Raw genomic sequence first — 18,530 nt, 5'->3', positions numbered from 1 at the left:
CCGGGGGTTTTGCTTTTGCGCGTGGAAAAGGACGCCGCTCGACATGGATACGTTGATTTCAACCCTCATTCTGCTGGGCGTCCTGAGCCTCAGCGTCGGCCAGTTGCTTGCCTTCTTTCTGTTGCTCACGCGAGCAGGGCCAGCTGCGCTGCTCGCACTGATCATCCCGGGCTTCGGCTTCTTTCTCGGACGCCGGCACGGCATCTATAAATGGCTCCTGCTGCCGTATCTGGTGTGCATGGGGTGCTTCATCGCGGCCATGATCATGGCCGGATGAGCCTCGCGACGAGCCTGCGAGACGTCGGCTCAGGAGCTGCTCGACTCAACAATAGGTGCTCTAGAACGGTCATTTCAGCGTGAATTCCGCCATTCGGGAGGCGCCATTCTTGCTGTTACAAAACCTCTGCCGCAGCACTGATGGCATTTCATCCAACTGTCACATTCACGTCATAGAGTCTTCATGCGGCCTGACGATACTGGCCCCCGTTCCATCCAACCCCATTCTCCTCAAGGAGCAAGGCATGAAACTCAAGCGTTTGATGGCGGCCCTGACTTTTGTCGCCGCAGGCGTAGGCACCGCCAGTGCGGTGGCCGCGATCGATCCGGCTCTGCCGGACTACCAGAAAGCCAGCGGTGTGTCGGGTAACCTGTCGAGCGTCGGTTCCGACACTCTGGCCAACCTGATGACCATGTGGGCGGAAGAGTACAAGCGCCTGTACCCGAACGTGAACGTGCAGATCCAGGCCGCCGGTTCCTCCACCGCGCCGCCGGCTCTGACCGAAGGCACCGCCAACCTGGGCCCGATGAGCCGCAAGATGAAGGACGTCGAGCTGCAGGCCTTCGAGCAGAAGTACGGCTACAAGCCGACCGCTGTTCCGGTTGCCGTGGACGCCCTGGCCATCTTCGTGCACAAGGACAACCCCATCAAAGGCCTGACCATGCAACAGGTCGACGCCATCTTCTCCTCCACCCGCCTGTGCGGCGGCAAGTCGGAAGTGAAGACCTGGGGTGACCTGGGCCTGACCGGCGACTGGGCCAACAAGCCCGTGCAGCTGTTCGGTCGCAACTCCGTTTCCGGCACCTACGGCTACTTCAAGGAAGAAGCCCTGTGCAAAGGCGACTACAAGCCGAACGTGAACGAGCAGCCGGGTTCGGCTTCCGTGGTGCAGTCGGTCAGCCAGTCCCTGAACGGCGTCGGCTATTCCGGTATCGGTTACAAGACCGCTAGCGTGAAGACCGTTGCCCTGGCCAAGAAAGAAGGCGGCGAGTTCATCGAAGACAACGAGGCGAATGCCCTGAACGGCACCTACCCGCTGTCGCGCTTCCTCTACGTCTACGTCAACAAGGCGCCGAACAAGCCGCTGAACCCGCTGGAAGCCCAGTTCCTGAAGATGGTGCTCTCCAAGACCGGCCAGCAGGTTGTCGTGAAAGACGGCTACATCCCGCTGCCGTCCAAAGTCGCCGAAAAAGCGATCAAGGACCTGGGTCTGTAATCAGCCTTCAAACCGGGCGGAGATCCCCGCCCGGCATGGGCTGACGCTTACTCGACCGAGCCCGCCAGCATGGCTCTGCTGGTGGGCTTTGTCGCGTCACTTCCATGTCATCTTTCTGTCATACAGAGCCGCTAGGGTGTCACTCCATGAACGACATGGCCAACTCCCCGATGACTTCTTCTCTCCCCGAGCGGATCGATTTCAATACGCCTGCCCTGCAGCGCAAGCGCCGTATCCGAGCGCTCAAGGATCGACTGACCCGTTGGTACGTCCTGGTCGGCGGTCTCGCCGTGCTGGCTGCCATTACCCTGATTTTCTTCTACCTCGCCTACGTCGTGCTGCCGCTGTTCCGCGGCGCCGAACTGGAGACCCGCGAACCCCTGGCTCCCGCCTGGCTGAAGACGGCCCAGGCGCCGCTGCTGCTGAGCATCGAAGAGCAGAACATGGTGGGCATGCGCGTCGCCGCGAACGGCGAGGTGGTGTTCTTCGACGCCAAGAAAGGCGACGAGATGGATCGCGTTGCGCTGAAGCTGCCTGCCGGCACCAGCGTCACCTCCATCGCCGAGGACCAGCCGGGTCACCCGACCGTCGCGCTGGGTCTGTCCAACGGCCAGGTGCTGGTGTTCAAGCACAACTACAAGGTCACCTACCCGGACAACAAGAAGACCATCACCCCGCACATCGACTATCCCTACGGCGAAGCCGCGATGAACCTGGATCCCCAGGGCCGTCCGCTGGAGCACGTGGCGATCGTCTCGGGTGATGACAGCCTGTTGCTGGCCGCGTCCACCGGCAGCGAGATGCTGCTGCTCGGCCTGACCCAGCAGGAAAACATGCTGACCGGCGAAAGCACCCTGCAGGAAGAGCGCATCAACCTGCCGCAGATCGCCGATCCGGTGAAAGCCATTTACATGGACCCGCGCAAGCAGTGGCTCTATGTCCTCAATGGCCGTGCCCAGGCCGACGTCTTCGACCTGAATACTCACCAGCTCAACGGCCGCTACAAGCTGCTGGATGACGCCTCCGCCGAAGTGACGGCCAGCAGCCAGCTGCTGGGTGGCATCTCGCTGATGGTCGGCGACTCCAAGGGCGGCATCGGCCAGTGGTTCATGGCCCGTGGCGAAGATGGCGAGCCGCGCCTGTCCCACGTACGTGACTTCAAGCTGGGCGACCAGCCGATCTCCAGCATCGCGCCGGAGCAGCGCCGCAAGGGCTTCCTGGCCCTCGACAAGCAGGGCAACCTGGGCATCTTCCACAGCACCGCGCACCGCACGCTGCTGGTGGAGAACGTCGCATCGTCTGCTGGCCCGATGGCCTTGTCGCCGCGCGCCAACCGCCTGATCGTCGAGCAGGGTGGCGAGCTGCGTCGCTTCAGCCTGAGCAACCCGCACCCGGAAGTGTCCTTCAGTGCGCTGTGGGGCAAGGTCTGGTACGAGAGCTACGACAAACCGTCCTACGTCTGGCAGTCCACCGCCGCGACCACCGACTTCGAGCCCAAGCTGAGCCTGTCGCCGCTGACCTTCGGTACACTGAAGGCCGCGTTCTACGCGATGATTCTCGCCGCGCCGCTGGCTATCGCCGCCGCCGTCTATACCGCCTACTTCATGGCTCCGGGCATGCGCCGCAAGGTCAAGCCGGTGATCGAGCTGATGGAGGCGCTGCCGACCGTGATCCTCGGCTTCTTCGCCGGCCTGTTCCTCGCGCCGTATGTCGAAGGCCACCTGCCGGGCATCTTCAGCCTGCTGCTGCTCACGCCGCTGGGCATCCTGGCCGCCGGCCTGATCTGGAGCCGACTGCCCGAGCGCATCCGCCTGAGCCTGCCGGCCGGCTGGGAAGCGGCGATCCTGATCCCCGTGGTCCTCGCCACCGGCGCCTTCGCCCTGTGGATGAGCCCGCACCTGGAGACCATGTTCTTCGGCGGCGACATGCGCCTGTGGATCAGCCACGACCTGGGCATCACCTACGACCAGCGCAACGCCCTGGTAGTCGGCCTGGCCATGGGCTTTGCGGTGATCCCGAACATCTTCTCCATCGCCGAAGACGCCATCTTCAGCGTGCCGCGCAGCCTGACCTACGGCTCCCTGGCCCTGGGCGCCACGCCCTGGCAGACGCTGACCCGCGTGGTGATCCTGACCGCCAGCCCGGGCATCTTCTCCGCGCTGATGATCGGCATGGGCCGCGCCGTGGGCGAGACCATGATCGTGCTGATGGCCACCGGCAACACCCCGGTCATGGACGTGAACATCTTCCAGGGCATGCGCACTCTCGCGGCGAACGTCGCGGTGGAAATGCCCGAGTCGGAGGTGGGCGGGACTCACTACCGCGTGCTGTTCCTTTCGGCACTGGTACTGCTGTCCTTCACCTTCGTGATGAACACCCTGGCAGAGCTGATCCGTCAGCGCCTGCGCAAGAAATACGCGTCGCTCTAAGCGCCGCCCGACGAGGCTAGTTCCGTGAAACAGAAACAGGAATCCGTCAAAGCGTGGTTCGCCAGCGGTTCTCCCTGGGTGTGGATGAACGCGGGTGCAGTGTCCATCGCCGTGATCATGACCATCGGCCTGCTCGCCGTGATCGCCGTGCGCGGTCTCGGCCACTTCTGGCCGGCGGACGTGATCGAGGCGACCTACACCGTCCCCGGTGAAGCACCCAAGACCCTGATCGGCGAAGAAGTGCAGATCGAGCAGGTGCCGCGCGAACGTCTGCGCGGCGCCGGTCTGCCGGTGCCGGACAATGGTCCGGAGTTCATGACCCGCGAACTGCTCAAACTGGGCAACCGCGACCTCTACGGCAGCGACTTCTCCTGGGTGATCGGCGAATGGCTGACCGACCGTCGCCACCCGGCCGAGCTGGTGACCCTGGAGCGCCGCGAGTGGGGCAACTTCTATGGCTACCTGCTGAGCGTGAAGGAAAACGGCAAGGTCGTCGCCGAAGGTCCGGCCGCCATGGCCGAGCTGCAGACCCGTCTCAAGCGTGTCGATGAGCTGTACACCAAGCTGTATCAGCTGGAAAAGAAAGACATCGGCGGCATCAACCATGGCCTGGAGCGCCTGCGCCTGAAGGAACGTGGCCTGCAGCTGAACAACAAGCTGGATGCCACCGCCGAGGCCGATATCGCCGCCGGCCGCGCCGAGCTGAACGCCCAGTACAAGGTGCTGGAAGAGCAGCTCAACGGGCTGCACCAGGAGTTCAACCGCGACAGCATCGTCATGCGCGATGCCACCGGCAAGGAAACCGAAATCAGCGTCGGCAAGCTGGTGCACGCCTACCAGCCCAACCAGATGGGCGTCGCCACCAAGCTGAGCTTCTACTTCAAGAAGCTCTGGGAATTCCTCAGCGACGACCCGCGTGAAGCCAACACCGAGGGCGGTATCTTCCCGGCCATCTTCGGCACCGTGATGATGACCCTGGTGATGGCCGTGATCGTCACCCCGTTCGGTGTGATCGCCGCGGTCTACCTGCGCGAATACGCTCGCCAGGGCCTGCTGACCCGGATCATCCGCATCGCGGTGAACAACCTCGCAGGCGTTCCGGCGATCGTCTACGGCGTGTTCGGCCTGGGCTTCTTCGTCTACGTGCTGGGCGGCTCGCTCGACCGGATGTTCTTCCCCGAAGCCCTGCCGGCGCCGACCTTCGGCACGCCGGGGCTGTTCTGGGCCTCGCTGACCCTGGCCATCCTCGCGGTGCCGGTGGTGATCGTGGCCACCGAGGAAGGCCTGGCACGCATCCCGCGGGCCACCCGTGAAGGCTCCCTTGCCCTGGGCGCGACCAAGGCCGAGACCCTGTGGAAAGTGGTCCTGCCGATGGCCAGCCCGGCGATGATGACCGGCCTGATCCTCGCCGTGGCCCGTGCCGCCGGCGAAGTGGCGCCGCTGATGCTGGTGGGCGTGGTGAAGCTGGCTCCGGCGCTGCCGGTGGACGGCAACTACCCGTACGTGCACCTGGACCAGAAGATCATGCACCTGGGCTTCCACATCTATGACGTCGGCTTCCAGAGCCCGAACGTCGAGGCCGCGCGCCCGCTGGTGTACGCCACCGCGCTGCTGCTGGTGATGGTGATCGCCCTGCTGAACTTCTCGGCCATCGCCATTCGTAACCGCCTGCGCGAAAAGTACAAGGCGCTGGAAAACTGATTCTGCAGGCGGCGGGCTGTGCCCGCCGCCAAGCCTCCCAAGGAGACTGAACATGCAACATGAAACCGCATCCCACGGCATCGACATCGGCGCGCTCGGCCGCGGCGACCGCCAGGGCATGAACCTGGAAAGCGAGACCGTCGCCCTCGAAGTGCCCGGCCTGAGCCTGTTCTATGGCGAGAAGCAGGCACTGTTCGACGTCAGCATGAACATCCCCAAGCAGCGCGTGACCGCCTTCATCGGCCCGTCCGGCTGCGGCAAGTCCACCCTGCTGCGTTGCTTCAACCGCATGAACGACCTGGTCGACGGTTGCAACGTGAAGGGCGAGATCCTCCTGGACAGCCACAACATCTTTGCCAAGAACGTCGACGTCGCCGAGCTGCGTCGCCGCGTCGGCATGGTGTTCCAGAAGCCCAACCCGTTCCCCAAGAGCATCTACGAGAACGTGGTCTACGGCCTGCGCATCCAGGGCATCAACAAGAAGCGCGTGCTCGACGAAGCCGTCGAGTGGGCCCTCAAGGGCGCCGCTCTGTGGGACGAGGTGAAGGATCGCCTGCACGAATCCGCCCTCGGCCTCTCCGGTGGCCAGCAGCAGCGCCTGGTCATTGCCCGCACCATCGCCGTGGAGCCGGAAGTCCTGCTGCTCGACGAACCCTGCTCGGCACTGGACCCGATCTCCACCCTGAAGATCGAAGAGCTGATCTACGAGCTGAAATCCAAGTTCACCATCGTCATCGTGACCCACAACATGCAGCAGGCCGCGCGCGTCTCCGACTACACGGCGTTCATGTACATGGGCAAGCTGATCGAGTTCGGCGATACCGATACCCTGTTCACCAACCCGGCCAAGAAGCAGACGGAAGACTACATCACCGGTCGCTACGGCTAGTTTCGCGGTATTGCGTGCGCGGTAGAACTTCCCGGAGAACATCACAAGCCAGCGGCCCGGAGCCTGCGGCTTTCGCGGAGCGAACATGATCAACAAAGAAAGCCTCACCCACCACATCTCGCAGCAGTTCAACGCCGAGCTGGAAGATGTGCGCAGCCATCTGCTGGCCATGGGCGGCCTGGTGGAGAAGCAGGTCAACGACGCCGTCAACGCGCTGATCGACGCTGACTCCGGTCTCGCCCAGCAGGTGCGCGAGATCGACGACCAGATCAACCAGATGGAGCGCAACATCGACGAGGAATGCCTGCGCATCCTCGCCCGCCGCCAGCCGGCTGCCTCCGACCTGCGCCTGATCATCAGCATCTCCAAGTCGGTGATCGACCTCGAGCGCATCGGTGACGAAGCCTCGAAGATCGCCCGCCGCGCCATCCAGCTGTGCGAGGAAGGCGAGTCGCCGCGCGGCTATGTCGAGGTGCGTCACATCGGCAACCAGGTGCGCAAGATGGTGCAGGAGGCGCTGGACGCCTTCGCCCGCTTCGACGCCGACCTCGCGCTGTCGGTGGCGCAGTACGACAAGACCGTCGACCGCGAATACAAGACCGCCCTGCGCGAGCTGGTCACCTACATGATGGAAGACCCGCGGGCGATCTCCCGCGTGCTCAACGTCATCTGGGCCCTGCGCTCGCTGGAGCGCATCGGCGACCACGCGCGCAACATCGCCGAACTGGTGATCTACCTGGTGCGCGGCACCGATGTCCGCCACATCGGCCTGACCCGCATGAAGGAAGAAGTGCAGGGCACCGCTGGCAAGGCCGACAAGGCCGAATAAGCCAGACGCCCGTACCAGAACGAACCCGGCCCGCGCGCCGGGTTCGTCATTTTATGGCCGGGCGGTCCCTCACCAATGGCATGTAGCCACCCGGCAAGGCTATCCTTCGCCCTATCGTTTTCGGGAGATGCCGATGGGCAAGGTCAGTGTGCTGGTGGTGGATGACGCTCCGTTCATCCGTGACCTGGTGAAGAAGGGACTGCGGGACCATTTCCCCGGTCTGCAGATCGAAGAAGCGGTCAACGGCCGCAAGGCGCAGCAATTCCTCGCACGCCAGGCCGTGGACCTGATCCTCTGCGACTGGGAAATGCCCGAGCTGTCGGGCATCGAGCTGCTCACCTGGTGCCGCGAGCAGGACAGCCTGAAGACCACGCCCTTCATCATGGTCACCAGCCGCGGCGACAAGGACAACGTGGTGCAGGCCATCCAGGCCGGCGTCTCCGACTTCATCGGCAAGCCGTTCTCCAACGACCAGCTGGTGAGCAAGGTGAAGAAGGCGCTGTCGCGTGCCGGCAAGCTGGAAGCCCTCGCGGCGCAGGCACCGCAGCGCAGTCTGGTCGGCTCCATGCCCAACGACTCCCTGGCCGCCCTTACCGGTGGCAAGGCCGAAGTCGTGCGCCCGGCGGCAACATCCCCAGCACCTCGCGCCGCTCCGGCTGCTGCGGCACCGGCGGGCGCCGCTCCGGCCGCGCGTAGCGGCGCCAAGGGCCAGCAGGGGCAACTGCGCCTGCCTTCGGCGAACCTGCCCTGTGTGATCAAGGCGCTCAGCCTCAAGGAAGCGCTGCTGGTGGTGAAGCGCGGAACGCCGCTGCCGCAGGTACTGGAAAGCGCCGTGCTCGACCTGGAAGAAGACAGCGATGTCGCTCGCCTCAACGGCTACCTGCATGCCGTGGCGGCGCTGGAGCCCAAGCCGGATAGCGAATGGCTGCAACTGACTTTCCGCTTCGTCGACCGTGATCCACAGAAGCTCGACTACCTGTCGCGCCTGATCGCCCGCGGCAGCACCCAGAAGCATTACGTGCCCGGAGCCTGATCCGGTTACAAATGGGCCGACCGGTGGGTAGTACTGCTTCACAGGCCGACCGGCGGCAGGTCGCGACGCAGGGGCGACGCTGCTAGTCTTGCCAGCGTCGCCATACCTATAACCAGAGTCGACATGCTAGGGCGCAGTATCCTCCTGTGTGGTCTATTGGCCGCTTCCGGGACGGCTTCGGCCGTGACCATCTACAAGTACACCGACGCCAACGGCGTGGTCACCTACACGGACAAGGCCGTGGCGGGTGCGGCTGTCTTCGTTTTCCGCGACCGCATGGTCGAGCACCTGGAAGAACAGGTGAAGCTGGAGACCAGGAAGCACGCCGGCGGTGAGACGCTGCAGGTGCGCAACGACCTGTATGCGCCCGTGGAAGTCGAGCTGAGCGTGACCGGCGTACAGAATGCCGTGGGCGCGCCGGAGCGGCCGATCCGCTGGGTGCTGGCGCCGCGCAGCTCGATCCGCCTCGCTACCCTGGCCCCGCTCGACCCCGCCAAGCCGTTGCGCTACAAGCCCAAGCTGCGCTACGCGCTGGGTGATCCGCGCCCGACGCCCTTGTCCTACCAGTACGCCTTGCCCTGGGTGGGGGGGCCGTTCCGTCTGACCCAGGGCGCCAACGGCCGCTACAGCCACTTCACGCCCAAGGGTCGCTACGCCATGGACATCGCCATGCCGGTGGGCACGCCGATCATCGCGGCTCGCGGCGGCACTGTGGTGAAGATCGAGAACGGCCAGAGCGGGCGGGGCAAGAATCCCTCCGGCAACTTCGTGCGGGTCCTGCACGACGACGGCACCATGGGGGTGTACCTGCACCTGATGCGCGGCTCGGTGCTGGTGCACGAGGGCCAGCGCGTCGGCACCGGCACGCCGCTGGCGCAGTCGGGCAACACCGGCAACAGCAGCGGCCCGCACCTGCACTTCGTGGTGCAACGCAACGTCGGCCTGGACCTGGTCTCGATCCCCTACGACTTCTCCCAGCCGGTGGATACGCTGCCGAATTTCGCGGTGGTCCGGGAGCACTGAGTTCAGCGCGGCGTCCGTGCAGGAGCGAGCTTGCTCGCGAACCCGCCCGGCTCCGGCGCATCGTCAAGCACTGTTCGCGAGCAAGCTCGCTCCTACGAAGAGCCAAAGAAAAAGGCTGCCCGAGGGCAGCCTTTTTCATTCAGGGGCAACAGGCTCAGTCGAGCTTGACCACCTTGGCGAGGACGATCTTCGGGCCTTTCATCTTCTTCACGATGATGCGCAGGCCTTCGGTATCCAGGACTTCCTCTTCCTCCGGCACGCGCTTGAGCGTGTCGTAGACCAGGCCGGCGAGGGTGTCGGCCTCGATGTGATCCAGGTCGATGCCCAGCAGGCGCTCCAGCTTGAACAGCGGGGTATCGCCACGCACCAGCAGCTTGCCGGGCTGGTAGGCGACGATGCCGCGCTCGGCCTTGCGGTGCTCGTCCTGGATATCGCCCACCAGCACTTCCAGCACGTCCTCCATGGTCAGGTAGCCGACCACCTTGTGGTCGGCTTCCTCCACCAGCGCGAAGTGCGAGCCGCCCTGGCGGAACTGCTCCAGCAGACGCGCCAGCGGTAGGTGCTTGGTGACCATTTCCAGCGGGTGGGTCAGCTCGTCGAGATCGAAGGACTCCGGCAGGCTGTCCAGCGTGGCCAGGGCCAGCAGCAGGTCCTTGATGTGCAACAGGCCGATGAACTCGTTCTTCTCGCTGTCGTACACCGGGTAGCGGCTGTACTTGTGGCGGCGAATGGTGGCGAGGATGTCATCCAGCGGCGCCGTGCGCTCGAGGTAGACCAGGTCCTCGCGGGAGTTGGCCCAGTCGGCGACTTCCAGCTCGCCCAGCTCCACCGCCGAAGCCAGCACGCGCATGCCCTGGTCACTGGGGTCATGGGCACGGCTGGAGTGCAGGATCAGCTTGAGCTCGTCGCGGCTGTAGTGGTGCTCGTGGCGCGGCCCCGGCTCTCCTTGCCCGGCGATCTTGAGGATGGCGTTGGCACTGGCGTTGAGCAGCCAGATGGCCGGGTACATGGCCCAGTAGAAGAGATAGAGCGGCACCGCGGTCCACAGCGACAGCAGCTCCGGCTTGCGGATCGCCCAGGACTTGGGCGCGAGCTCGCCGACCACGATGTGCAGATAGGAAATGATGAAGAACGCGGTGAAGAACGACACGCCGCGGATGACTTCCTCGGAGTGCACGCCAATCGCGGCCAGCAGCGGCTCCAGCAGCTCGGCGAAGGCCGGCTCGCCGACCCAGCCCAGGCCCAGCGATGCGAGGGTGATGCCCAGCTGGCAGGCGGAAAGATAGGCGTCGAGCTGGTTGTGCACCTTGCGCAGGATGGTGCCGCGCCAGCCGTGCTGGTTGGCGATGGTCTCCACACGGGTGGAGCGCAGCTTGACCATGGCGAACTCGGCGGCGACGAAGAAGCCGTTGAGCACGACGAGGAACAGGGCGAACAGGATCAGGCCGAAATCGGCGAAATAAGTGAGGAAGTTGCTACTAGGGGAAGGGTCCATGGTTCTGTTGGTTTGCAAATGGACGGACAAGAATGCGGTTCAGCGGGCCCGGCTGGCAAGCCCGCTCATGCAAGAGCCGAAGTGGAGGCCTGCTATGCGCGGCTCTCGACCTGTTGCGGCGGGAAGTGGCAGGTGAAGCTGCTGCCCTTGCCCGGGACGCTGCTGATGTCCAGGGTGCTGCGATGGCGCAGCAGGACGTGCTTGACGATGGCCAGGCCCAGGCCGGTGCCGCCGGTGCTGGCGTTGCGGCTGGAGTCGACGCGGTAGAAGCGCTCGGTCAGGCGCGGCAGGTGCTTGGGATCGATGCCGATGCCGCTGTCCTGCACGGCCAGGTGCGCGCCCTGTTCGTCGCCCCACCAGCGGATGCGGATCTCGCCTTCGTCGGGGGTGTACTTCACGGCGTTGAACACCAGGTTGGAGAAGGCGCTGCGCAGTTCTGCCTCGCTGCCCTTGAGTTTCACCTTCGAATCGGCTTCCAGGCTGATGCGATGGTTGCGCGCGCCGGACAGCGCCTGGGCGTCGTTGCGGATCGACAGCAGCATCAGGTCCACCGCCACCGGCTTGTTGTCCGCGGGGTAATCGGTGGCTTCCAGCTTGGCCAGCAGGAGCAGGTCGTTGAGCAGGTTCTGCATGCGCCCGGCCTGCTGCTGCATCTGCTGCAGCGCGCGGGTCCAGCGCGGGTTCACGTCCTCGACGTTGTCGAGCAGCGTCTCCAGGTAGCCGGCGATCACCGTCAATGGCGTGCGCAACTCGTGGGAGACGTTGGCGACGAAGTCCTTGCGCATCTGTTCCAGCTGGTGGACGCGGGTCACGTCGCGCACCAGCATCAGGTGCTCGCCGGCGCCGTAGAGGGTGATGTGGAACTGCAGGCGCAGGTTGTCGTTGATCGGCGAAGAGAGCTCCAGCGGCTCGCGGTAGTCCTCGCCCTCGAAGTATTCCTTGAAGCGCGGATGGCGAACCAGGTTGGTCACTGGCTGGCCGCCGTCCTGCGGGCTCTTGAGGCCCAGCAGGCGCTCGGCGGACTGGTTCCACCACTCCAGGTTACCGTCGCGGTCCAGCAGGATCATGCCGTCGCGCAGCGCCGCGGTGGATTCCTGCATGCGGTCGATCACTGCCTGCAGGCGCCCGCGGGCGCGCTGGTTGCGCCGCTGCAGGTGGTAGATGCTGTCGAACACCTCGCCCCACAGGCCGTAGCCATCGGGCGGAGCTTCATCGGGCTGGTGGTTCTTCAGCCACTTGTGCAGGCGCAGCAGCTGCCAGGTCGACCAGCCGAGGTAGGCGGCCAGCGCCACGGCGATGGCCCAGCCGTACTGGCCGGTGATCAGGCCGAGCAGCGCGCCGGCGGCTACGACTAGCAGCAGGTGGCGTATCAGCACGCCACTCCAGTTCTGGGTCACGAAATTCCGTTCCTTGTGCCCGGCGAGTCGGTGTCGACTCGATCAGCTTTTGGTCGAGAAACGATACCCGGTGCCGCGCACGGTCTGAACCAGATTTTCGTAGACCTCGCCCAGGGCCTTGCGCAGACGGCGGATATGCACGTCGACGGTGCGCTCCTCGACGTAGACGTTGCCACCCCAGACCTGGTCCAGCAGCTGGCCGCGGGTATAGGCGCGCTCCTGGTGGGTCATGAAGAACTGCAGCAGACGGTATTCGGTCGGGCCCATATCGGCGGGCTTGCCGTCGATGGTCACGCGGTGGCTGATCGGGTCGAGCATCAGGCCGCCGACTTCGATCGGCGTCTCGCTGTCGCCGGCGCCGGTGCGGCGCAGCACGGCCTTCAGGCGGGCAACCAGTTCGCGCGGGGAGAAGGGCTTGGTGATGTAGTCATCCGCGCCGACTTCCAGACCCTGGATCTTGTTGTCCTCTTCGCCCTTGGCGGTGAGCATGATGATCGGAATGGCCGAGGTCAGCTCGTCGCGCTTGAGGCGGCGGGCCAGTTCGATGCCGGAGGTGCCCGGAAGCATCCAGTCGAGCAGGATCAGGTCCGGCTTGCGGTCGACGATCACCGCGTGTGCCTGCTGGGCGCTGTCCGCCTCCAGGCACTCGTAGCCGGCCATCTCCAGGGCCACGGCGATCATTTCCCGGATCGGAGCTTCGTCATCGACGATGAGGATTGTCTTGCCAACCATGCTGAGGCCTCAGAATTTCTGTAATGCGCCGCATTAGATAACGGAAATATTTCATGAATGTGACACCGCGATGGTAGCTGAGCCTCGTGCCAGAGCGCTCGTCTATGCTCACTGGGTCGCCACGCGTTTACCGCGCGGCACAAGCGGAACCCACCGGCCCGGTCGGCGGTGTGCCCGGCAGAGAGCCTGCCGGAGTCTTGCGATGACGGTAGTGAGTGCGTTGACGACGTCGCCCTGGCCGGCCCTGCCTGCAATCCCGCCGCCTTTGCGTCGATGCTCGCGCCGTTTCCACCTCACCAGAGGAGAAGCGTTATGAAACTGCTATTCCCGGCCCTGGCACTGGGCCTGATGCTGCCCGCGATGTCTGCCCTGGCCGCCGGCCCCGGCATGGAGAAGAACGGCATGCTGGTCGATGCCAAGGGCATGACGCTCTACACCTTCGACAAGGACAGCGGCGGCAAGTCGATGTGCAACGGCGGCTGCGCGCAGAACTGGCCTCCGCTGATGGCCGTTGCGGATGACAGCGCCATGGGTGACTGGACGCTGATCAAGCGTGACGACGGCAGCGCCCAGTGGGCCTACAAGGGCAAGCCGCTGTACACCTTCGTGCAGGACAAGAAGGCTGGCGACATGACCGGTGAAGGCAAGATGGGCGTCTGGCACATGGCCAAGCCGTAAAGCGGTTTGTAGGAGCGAGCTTGCTCGCGAACCTGGCCTGGCACCTTGGGTGTCCAGCGGGTTCGCGAGCAAGCTCGCTCCTACAGGGTTTGCCTCAGCGCAGGGCGAAGTCCAGCACGGTGCCGAGGAAGATCGCCAGCCCCGCCCAGTGGTTGTGCAGGAAGGCCTTGAAGCACTTCATCGGCTCGCGGTCGCGGGTCGAGTGGAATTGCCAGGCGAAGCAGCCCGCCGCCACGGCCAGGCCCAGGTAGTAATACAGGTGCATGGCCAGTTTATTGCCGGCCAGGACCAGCAGCAGGAGCATCAGCCCCTGCAGGCTCAGGTTGATCACCCGGTCGGCGTCGCCGAAGAGGATCGCCGTGGACTTCATGCCCATCTTCAGGTCGTCTTCGCGGTCGGTCATCGCGTAGTAGGTGTCGTACGCAACCGTCCACAGCACGTTGGCGAAGAACAGCAGCCAGGCCACCGCCGGCAGCGTGCCGCTGGCCGCGGTGAAGGCCATCGGGATGCCCCAGGAGAACGCCGCGCCCAGGACCACCTGCGGGTAGTAGGTGTAGCGCTTCATGAACGGGTAGAGCGCCGCCACCGCTGCGCCGCCGAAGGACAGCCAGATGGTCTGCGCGTTGGTGCACAGCACCAGCAGGAAACTCAGCCCCAGTAGCGTGAAGAAGGCAATCCAGGCCTCGCGCACGGTGATTTTGCCGGTCGCCAGCGGGCGCGCCTTGGTGCGTTCGACATGGCCGTCGAGCTTGCGATCGGCGAAGTCATTGATCACGCAGCCGGCCATGCGCATCAGCACGGTGCCGAGGACGAAGATCACCAGGTTCTTCACGCTCGGCACGCCGCCGCTGGCCATCCACAGCGCCCACAGCGTCGGCCAGAGCAGCAGGTAGATGCCGATCGGCTTGTCCATGCGCGTCAGCTGGATGAAGTCCCAGGCGCGGGGATGCAGGCGGGCAAGGGGTTTGATCAGGGCGACGAACATGGCGGCCTCCGGAAAACGATCCGGGAATTATACGGGCTGTTGTTCCACCCGGTGCCACAGTGACGGCAGGAAAACCTCGGCGACCAGCACGCCCAGGCCGTCGCGGCTGAAGCAGGAGCGGCGGCCCCAGAGGCGCTCGGCGCGAACGTCGGCCGGCAGGCTGGCGGCCGGGTAGCGGCAGACTTCGATGGGGCCGCGCTGGAAGGCGCGGTCGCTGAACAGCAGCTCACCCAGGGAGCGCGTGCCGAGCAGGCGCAGGTCGAAGCCTGAACCTTCCAGCGCCGAGCGTGCGGCGACGCTGCGGGCGAATACCCAGGGCGTGCCGTGGCCTTTCAGGTAGACCTCGCGCACCCAGCCCTGGCTGCCGTCCGGTACGCCCAGCGCGGCGCACTCGTCGGTGCGCAGGCGGTGCCAGCCCTCGGCCAGTGGCTGCACGGCGAAGTTGTCGCCGGAGAGGGCCGTCAGCCGGCGCGTCAGCGAGCCTTCGTCGAACAGCCAGTCCACGACCTGGGCGGCGGGAGCGGGGTGCAACTGGGCGGAGGTGAGCCAGCGGGGCGGGTGGATCAGGGCGGCTTCGGGCACGGCTTCGACTGCGGTTGGCCAGGGACGCGGCAGCTTAACATGGCGCCTTTGCGCGGCCGATTGCGTTGTCCGCAAGAGTGCATTACGCCAAACCCCACCAAAGGTTTGGCCGGCCGCCCGGCGTTTTTCATGGGGCTTGCGCCGCAAGCCCATCGCCAGTACAAAGCCGGACATTGGATGCACCGACGTCCAAGCGACAAGAACATGAGGGTGATAGCTGATGAAGAAGTGGCAGTGCGTGGTTTGTGGCCTGATCTATGACGAGACCAAGGGTTGGCCGGAAGAGGGCATCGCCGCCGGTACCCGCTGGGAAGACGTGCCGGAAGACTGGCTGTGCCCGGATTGCGGCGTCGGCAAGCTGGATTTCGAGATGATCGAAATCGGCTGATCCCGCCCGGATCGATTCCCGCGACGGCGGCCTTCGGGCCGCCGTCTGCGTTTGCGCACCCCGCAAGCCCGCGCCTGACGCGGTAGACTGGAGGCGCGCCGGGTTGACCCTGTTGACGGAGCCCGGCGTCGCGCCCGCCGTTGGCCGGTGCGCGCCGATACGTTAGCTTCACCGGGCAATCGCAGGAGGGCTTTGCTGATGCGCAAATGGCAATGCGTGGTCTGTGGCTTCATCTACGACGAGGCACTGGGCCTGCCGGACGAGGGCATCGCCCCCGGCACGCGCTGGGAAGACATCCCGGCGGACTGGGTCTGCCCGGATTGCGGCGTGGGCAAGATGGACTTCGAGATGATCGAAATCTCCTGAGAATCCATCCTTGACCGGGCTGCGCGTCGGCATAACTGCGTTGGAAGCGAACTCGGAAGCCACTTGTGGCTAACGCACTTTAGTGCGGCCCCGGAGGGGCGAGCGGAGCGAGTCATGCTCATGTACTGAAGTACACTCCGCTCCCTCGCTCGCTTCCGCCTTGTTCTGCTCTGGCTCGCCAGGTCCTGAATGGATTCTGGGTGACAGAACTAACATGCGGCGGCTTCCGCGCCGCCATTCCGTCTTTACGCTGTGGCGATTTTGAGGTGAGAGAGTAATGAGCGAAAACGCACCGCTGGTGATCATCGGAACTGGCCTCGCCGGCTACAACCTGGCCCGCGAGTGGCGCAAGCTGGACAGCGAGACGCCGCTGCTGCTGATCACCGCCGACGACGGTCGCTCCTACTCCAAGCCGATGCTCTCCACCGGCTTCTCCAAGGACAAGGACGCCGACGGCCTGGCCATGGCCGAGGCCGGCGCGATGGCCGACCAGCTCAAGGCGCGCATCCTCACCCATACCCGTGTCACCGGCATCGACCCGGGCCACCGGCGCATCTGGATCGGCGAAGAAGAAATCCACTACCGCGACCTCGTGCTGGCCTGGGGCGCCGAGACCATCCGCGTACCGGTCGAGGGCGATGCCCAGGACCTGATCTTCCCGATCAACGACCTGGAAGACTACGCGCGCTTCCGCAGCGCCGCCGCCGGCAAGCGCCGCGTGCTGCTGCTGGGCGCCGGCCTGATCGGCTGCGAGTTCGCCAACGACCTCTCCAGCGGTGGCTATCAGCTCGACGTCGTGGCGCCCTGCGAGCAGGTCATGCCCGGCCTGCTTCACCCGGCTGCCGCCCAGGCAGTGCAGCAGGGGCTGGAAGGCCTCGGCGTGCGCTTCCACCTCGGCCCGGTGCTGAACAGCCTGGTGCGCGCCGGTGATGCACTGGAGGCGCATCTTTCCGATGGCCAGGTGATCCCCTGCGACCTGGTTGTTTCTGCCGTCGGCCTGCGCCCGCGCATCGACCTGGCCGCCGCCGCCGGGCTGGACATCAACCGTGGCGTGATGGTCAACCGCGAGCTGCGCACCTCCCACGCCAATATCTACGCCCTGGGCGACTGCGCCGAAGTCGATGGCCTCAACCTGCTCTACGTGATGCCACTGATGTCCTGCGCCCGCGCACTGGCGCAGACCCTGGCCGGCAAACCGACGCCGGTGACCTACGGTGCCATGCCGGTGACCGTGAAGACGCCGGTGTGCCCCCTGGTGGTGTCGCCGCCGCCGCGTGGCAGCGAGGGCGAATGGCGGGTGGAAGGCTCTGGCCCGGACCTCAAGGTGCTGTGCCGGGATACCGCCGGTCGATTGCTCGGATATGCGCTAACCGGGGCCGCCGTGAGCGAAAAACTTTCCCTGAACAAGGAGTTGCCGGTACTACTGGCGTGACAGGCGTCGCCAATGGCGTTTTTGCCTTGGGAAACGGCCCGCAAATTGTCAGACGATACTGGCGTACCAGCCGGCGGCGTGCCATTCTCCCCCCGTCTGCCGCAGCCTAGAGCCTGTACGGCAAGCCTGCGGTGCTTTGGGCGCTGTTGGGAAGACAGCACGGACACAACAACAACAAACCGTCAAAGAGGCATTTATGCGTAAACCAGAACTCGCCGCCGCGATCGCCGAGAAGGCCGACCTCACCAAAGAACAAGCCAACAAGGTGCTGAACGCGCTGCTGGATGAAATCACTGGCGCGCTCAACCGCAAGGACAGCGTTACCCTTGTCGGTTTCGGTACCTTCGTTCAGCGCCACCGTGGCGCCCGTACCGGCAAGAACCCGCAAACCGGCCAGCCGGTCAAGATCAAAGCCAGCAATACCGTTGCCTTCAAACCGGGCAAGGCGCTGAAAGACGCCGTCAACTGATCGCGTCTGACCCGGAGCCAGAGCGGCTCCGGGTTGCCTCCTCCAGTTACATAATCCCTCCAAAAGACCGGATGTAGTCCGTTTTCAAACTGGCTACAATGCGCAGACTTTTGTCTCGAACGTCGAGGTTTGTGCATGAAATTCCGTCTACTCCTGTGGATGCTCGGTCGCCTGATGGCCAAGGCCAGTCGCGAAAATCCGGCGTTCCAGAAGCAGCTCGAAGGCAAGGACCTGGTGTTCCAGCTCCACACCCTCGACGGCAAGGTTGCCCGCCACTACATCGTCAAGGACCTCAAGGTCAGCGCCCGTCGCGGCACCCATCCGCAGCCGGCCTTCGCGCTGGGCTTCAAGGACGGCGCCTACGGCTTCGCCACCATGACTTCGAAGAACCCGCAACTGGCGTTCATGCAGGGCATCCAGAACAAGGACATCCAGATCCAGGGCAACCCTGGCCTGGTGATCTGGTTCCAGGGCCTGGTGAAGTACCTCAAGCCGAAGAAGAAGGCCGCGCCGGCGAGCGACAAGAAAGCCGCCTGAGGCGCTTTCGATGAGCAGAAAAAAGGCCCCTGACGGGGCCTTTTTCATGGGGCAATGAAAGCGATTGTAGGA

The 18,530-nt window shown here is 64.8% G+C and carries 19 protein-coding genes; 14 read left to right on the top strand and 5 right to left on the bottom strand.

Features of this window, described 5'->3' with window-relative positions; all coding sequences use genetic code 11:
- The 8 genes from UB43_RS27395 to UB43_RS27360 all read left to right on the top strand — a co-directional run.
- A partial coding sequence (locus tag UB43_RS27395; protein ID WP_218187706.1) for a hypothetical protein occupies positions 1-277 on the top strand: 277 nt, incomplete at its 5' end.
- A gap of 244 nt (positions 278-521) precedes the next feature.
- Complete coding sequence (gene pstS / locus UB43_RS27390; protein ID WP_024762034.1) at positions 522-1,493, top strand: phosphate ABC transporter substrate-binding protein PstS; 972 nt, start codon at positions 522-524, stop codon at positions 1,491-1,493.
- Between the two features lie 395 nt (positions 1,494-1,888).
- Positions 1,889-3,922, top strand: coding sequence for an ABC transporter permease subunit (locus tag UB43_RS27385; protein WP_156160511.1), 2,034 nt, complete (start codon positions 1,889-1,891; stop codon positions 3,920-3,922).
- A 24-nt stretch (positions 3,923-3,946) separates the two neighbouring features.
- Positions 3,947-5,623: a phosphate ABC transporter permease PstA gene (pstA, locus tag UB43_RS27380; protein ID WP_045217750.1), complete on the top strand. Its 1,677-nt coding sequence runs from the start codon at positions 3,947-3,949 to the stop codon at positions 5,621-5,623.
- Positions 5,624-5,675: 52 nt separating this feature from the next.
- Positions 5,676-6,512: a phosphate ABC transporter ATP-binding protein PstB gene (gene pstB / locus UB43_RS27375; protein ID WP_045217749.1), complete on the top strand. Its 837-nt coding sequence runs from the start codon at positions 5,676-5,678 to the stop codon at positions 6,510-6,512.
- An 85-nt stretch (positions 6,513-6,597) separates the two neighbouring features.
- Positions 6,598-7,341 carry a phosphate signaling complex protein PhoU gene (phoU, locus tag UB43_RS27370; protein ID WP_045217747.1) on the top strand — a complete coding sequence of 248 codons (744 nt, stop codon included), beginning with the start codon at positions 6,598-6,600 and terminating at the stop codon, positions 7,339-7,341.
- Between the two features lie 133 nt (positions 7,342-7,474).
- Complete coding sequence (locus tag UB43_RS27365) at positions 7,475-8,374, top strand: response regulator (protein WP_045217745.1); 900 nt, start codon at positions 7,475-7,477, stop codon at positions 8,372-8,374.
- 123 nt (positions 8,375-8,497) lie between these two features.
- The gene (locus UB43_RS27360; RefSeq protein ID WP_045217743.1) at positions 8,498-9,397 is read left to right on the top strand and encodes a peptidoglycan DD-metalloendopeptidase family protein; all 900 of its coding nucleotides are present in this window, start codon (positions 8,498-8,500) and stop codon (positions 9,395-9,397) included.
- Between the two features lie 154 nt (positions 9,398-9,551).
- Here the strand turns inward: UB43_RS27360 and UB43_RS27355 are convergent, their stop codons facing one another.
- The 3 genes from UB43_RS27355 to phoB form a co-directional block, all read right to left on the bottom strand.
- Entirely contained in the window at positions 9,552-10,892 is a 1,341-nt protein-coding gene (locus tag UB43_RS27355; RefSeq protein ID WP_045217740.1) for a hemolysin family protein, read from the bottom strand.
- Positions 10,893-10,984: 92 nt separating this feature from the next.
- Entirely contained in the window at positions 10,985-12,289 is a 1,305-nt protein-coding gene (phoR, locus tag UB43_RS27350; RefSeq protein WP_045217738.1) for a phosphate regulon sensor histidine kinase PhoR, read from the bottom strand.
- Between the two features lie 42 nt (positions 12,290-12,331).
- Positions 12,332-13,021: a phosphate regulon transcriptional regulator PhoB gene (phoB, locus tag UB43_RS27345; RefSeq protein ID WP_045217737.1), complete on the bottom strand. Its 690-nt coding sequence runs from the start codon at positions 13,019-13,021 to the stop codon at positions 12,332-12,334.
- Positions 13,022-13,333: 312 nt separating this feature from the next.
- Here phoB and UB43_RS27340 point away from each other — a divergent pair, with 312 nt between their 5' ends.
- Positions 13,334-13,699: a hypothetical protein gene (locus UB43_RS27340; RefSeq protein WP_045217735.1), complete on the top strand. Its 366-nt coding sequence runs from the start codon at positions 13,334-13,336 to the stop codon at positions 13,697-13,699.
- A 94-nt stretch (positions 13,700-13,793) separates the two neighbouring features.
- Here the strand turns inward: UB43_RS27340 and ubiA are convergent, their stop codons facing one another.
- Positions 13,794-14,684, bottom strand: a complete 891-nt coding sequence (gene ubiA / locus UB43_RS27335) for a 4-hydroxybenzoate octaprenyltransferase (protein ID WP_045217733.1) — start codon at positions 14,682-14,684, stop codon at positions 13,794-13,796.
- A 27-nt stretch (positions 14,685-14,711) separates the two neighbouring features.
- Complete coding sequence (locus tag UB43_RS27330) at positions 14,712-15,251, bottom strand: chorismate lyase (RefSeq protein WP_177329825.1); 540 nt, start codon at positions 15,249-15,251, stop codon at positions 14,712-14,714.
- Between the two features lie 235 nt (positions 15,252-15,486).
- Here UB43_RS27330 and UB43_RS27325 point away from each other — a divergent pair, with 235 nt between their 5' ends.
- The 5 genes from UB43_RS27325 to UB43_RS27305 all read left to right on the top strand — a co-directional run bounded on the left by UB43_RS27325 (position 15,487) and on the right by UB43_RS27305 (position 18,458).
- The gene (locus UB43_RS27325) at positions 15,487-15,654 is read left to right on the top strand and encodes a rubredoxin (RefSeq protein WP_015479573.1); all 168 of its coding nucleotides are present in this window, start codon (positions 15,487-15,489) and stop codon (positions 15,652-15,654) included.
- Positions 15,655-15,852: 198 nt separating this feature from the next.
- Positions 15,853-16,020: a rubredoxin gene (locus tag UB43_RS27320; RefSeq protein WP_045217729.1), complete on the top strand. Its 168-nt coding sequence runs from the start codon at positions 15,853-15,855 to the stop codon at positions 16,018-16,020.
- A gap of 277 nt (positions 16,021-16,297) precedes the next feature.
- Positions 16,298-17,452 carry an NAD(P)/FAD-dependent oxidoreductase gene (locus UB43_RS27315; RefSeq protein WP_045217728.1) on the top strand — a complete coding sequence of 385 codons (1,155 nt, stop codon included), beginning with the start codon at positions 16,298-16,300 and terminating at the stop codon, positions 17,450-17,452.
- A 196-nt stretch (positions 17,453-17,648) separates the two neighbouring features.
- Positions 17,649-17,921, top strand: a complete 273-nt coding sequence (locus tag UB43_RS27310; protein ID WP_017520695.1) for an HU family DNA-binding protein — start codon at positions 17,649-17,651, stop codon at positions 17,919-17,921.
- Positions 17,922-18,056: 135 nt separating this feature from the next.
- On the top strand, positions 18,057-18,458 hold the full coding sequence (locus UB43_RS27305) for a hypothetical protein (protein ID WP_045217727.1): 402 nt from the start codon (positions 18,057-18,059) through the stop codon (positions 18,456-18,458).
- Positions 18,459-18,530 lie beyond the last annotated feature (72 nt).

Source organism: Pseudomonas sp. 21, assembly GCF_000955805.1.
Lineage (GTDB): Bacteria > Pseudomonadota > Gammaproteobacteria > Pseudomonadales > Pseudomonadaceae > Pseudomonas.
This window is presented reverse-complemented; position numbering and strand designations above follow the sequence as displayed.

What these genes read in the sequence shown, in the direction of transcription:
- pstS (WP_024762034.1), top strand. Translation starts at nt 522, where the DNA reads ATGAAACTCAAGCGTTTGATGGCGGCCCTGACTTTTGTCGCCGCAGGC.
- pstB (WP_045217749.1), top strand. Translation starts at nt 5,676, where the DNA reads ATGCAACATGAAACCGCATCCCACGGCATCGACATCGGCGCGCTCGGC.
- phoU (WP_045217747.1), top strand. Translation starts at nt 6,598, where the DNA reads ATGATCAACAAAGAAAGCCTCACCCACCACATCTCGCAGCAGTTCAAC.
- UB43_RS27365 (WP_045217745.1), top strand. Translation starts at nt 7,475, where the DNA reads ATGGGCAAGGTCAGTGTGCTGGTGGTGGATGACGCTCCGTTCATCCGT.
- UB43_RS27360 (WP_045217743.1), top strand. Translation starts at nt 8,498, where the DNA reads ATGCTAGGGCGCAGTATCCTCCTGTGTGGTCTATTGGCCGCTTCCGGG.
- UB43_RS27355 (WP_045217740.1), bottom strand. Translation starts at nt 10,892, where the DNA reads ATGGACCCTTCCCCTAGTAGCAACTTCCTCACTTATTTCGCCGATTTC.
- phoB (WP_045217737.1), bottom strand. Translation starts at nt 13,021, where the DNA reads ATGGTTGGCAAGACAATCCTCATCGTCGATGACGAAGCTCCGATCCGG.
- UB43_RS27340 (WP_045217735.1), top strand. Translation starts at nt 13,334, where the DNA reads ATGAAACTGCTATTCCCGGCCCTGGCACTGGGCCTGATGCTGCCCGCG.
- ubiA (WP_045217733.1), bottom strand. Translation starts at nt 14,684, where the DNA reads ATGTTCGTCGCCCTGATCAAACCCCTTGCCCGCCTGCATCCCCGCGCC.
- UB43_RS27325 (WP_015479573.1), top strand. Translation starts at nt 15,487, where the DNA reads ATGAAGAAGTGGCAGTGCGTGGTTTGTGGCCTGATCTATGACGAGACC.
- UB43_RS27320 (WP_045217729.1), top strand. Translation starts at nt 15,853, where the DNA reads ATGCGCAAATGGCAATGCGTGGTCTGTGGCTTCATCTACGACGAGGCA.
- UB43_RS27315 (WP_045217728.1), top strand. Translation starts at nt 16,298, where the DNA reads ATGAGCGAAAACGCACCGCTGGTGATCATCGGAACTGGCCTCGCCGGC.
- UB43_RS27310 (WP_017520695.1), top strand. Translation starts at nt 17,649, where the DNA reads ATGCGTAAACCAGAACTCGCCGCCGCGATCGCCGAGAAGGCCGACCTC.
- UB43_RS27305 (WP_045217727.1), top strand. Translation starts at nt 18,057, where the DNA reads ATGAAATTCCGTCTACTCCTGTGGATGCTCGGTCGCCTGATGGCCAAG.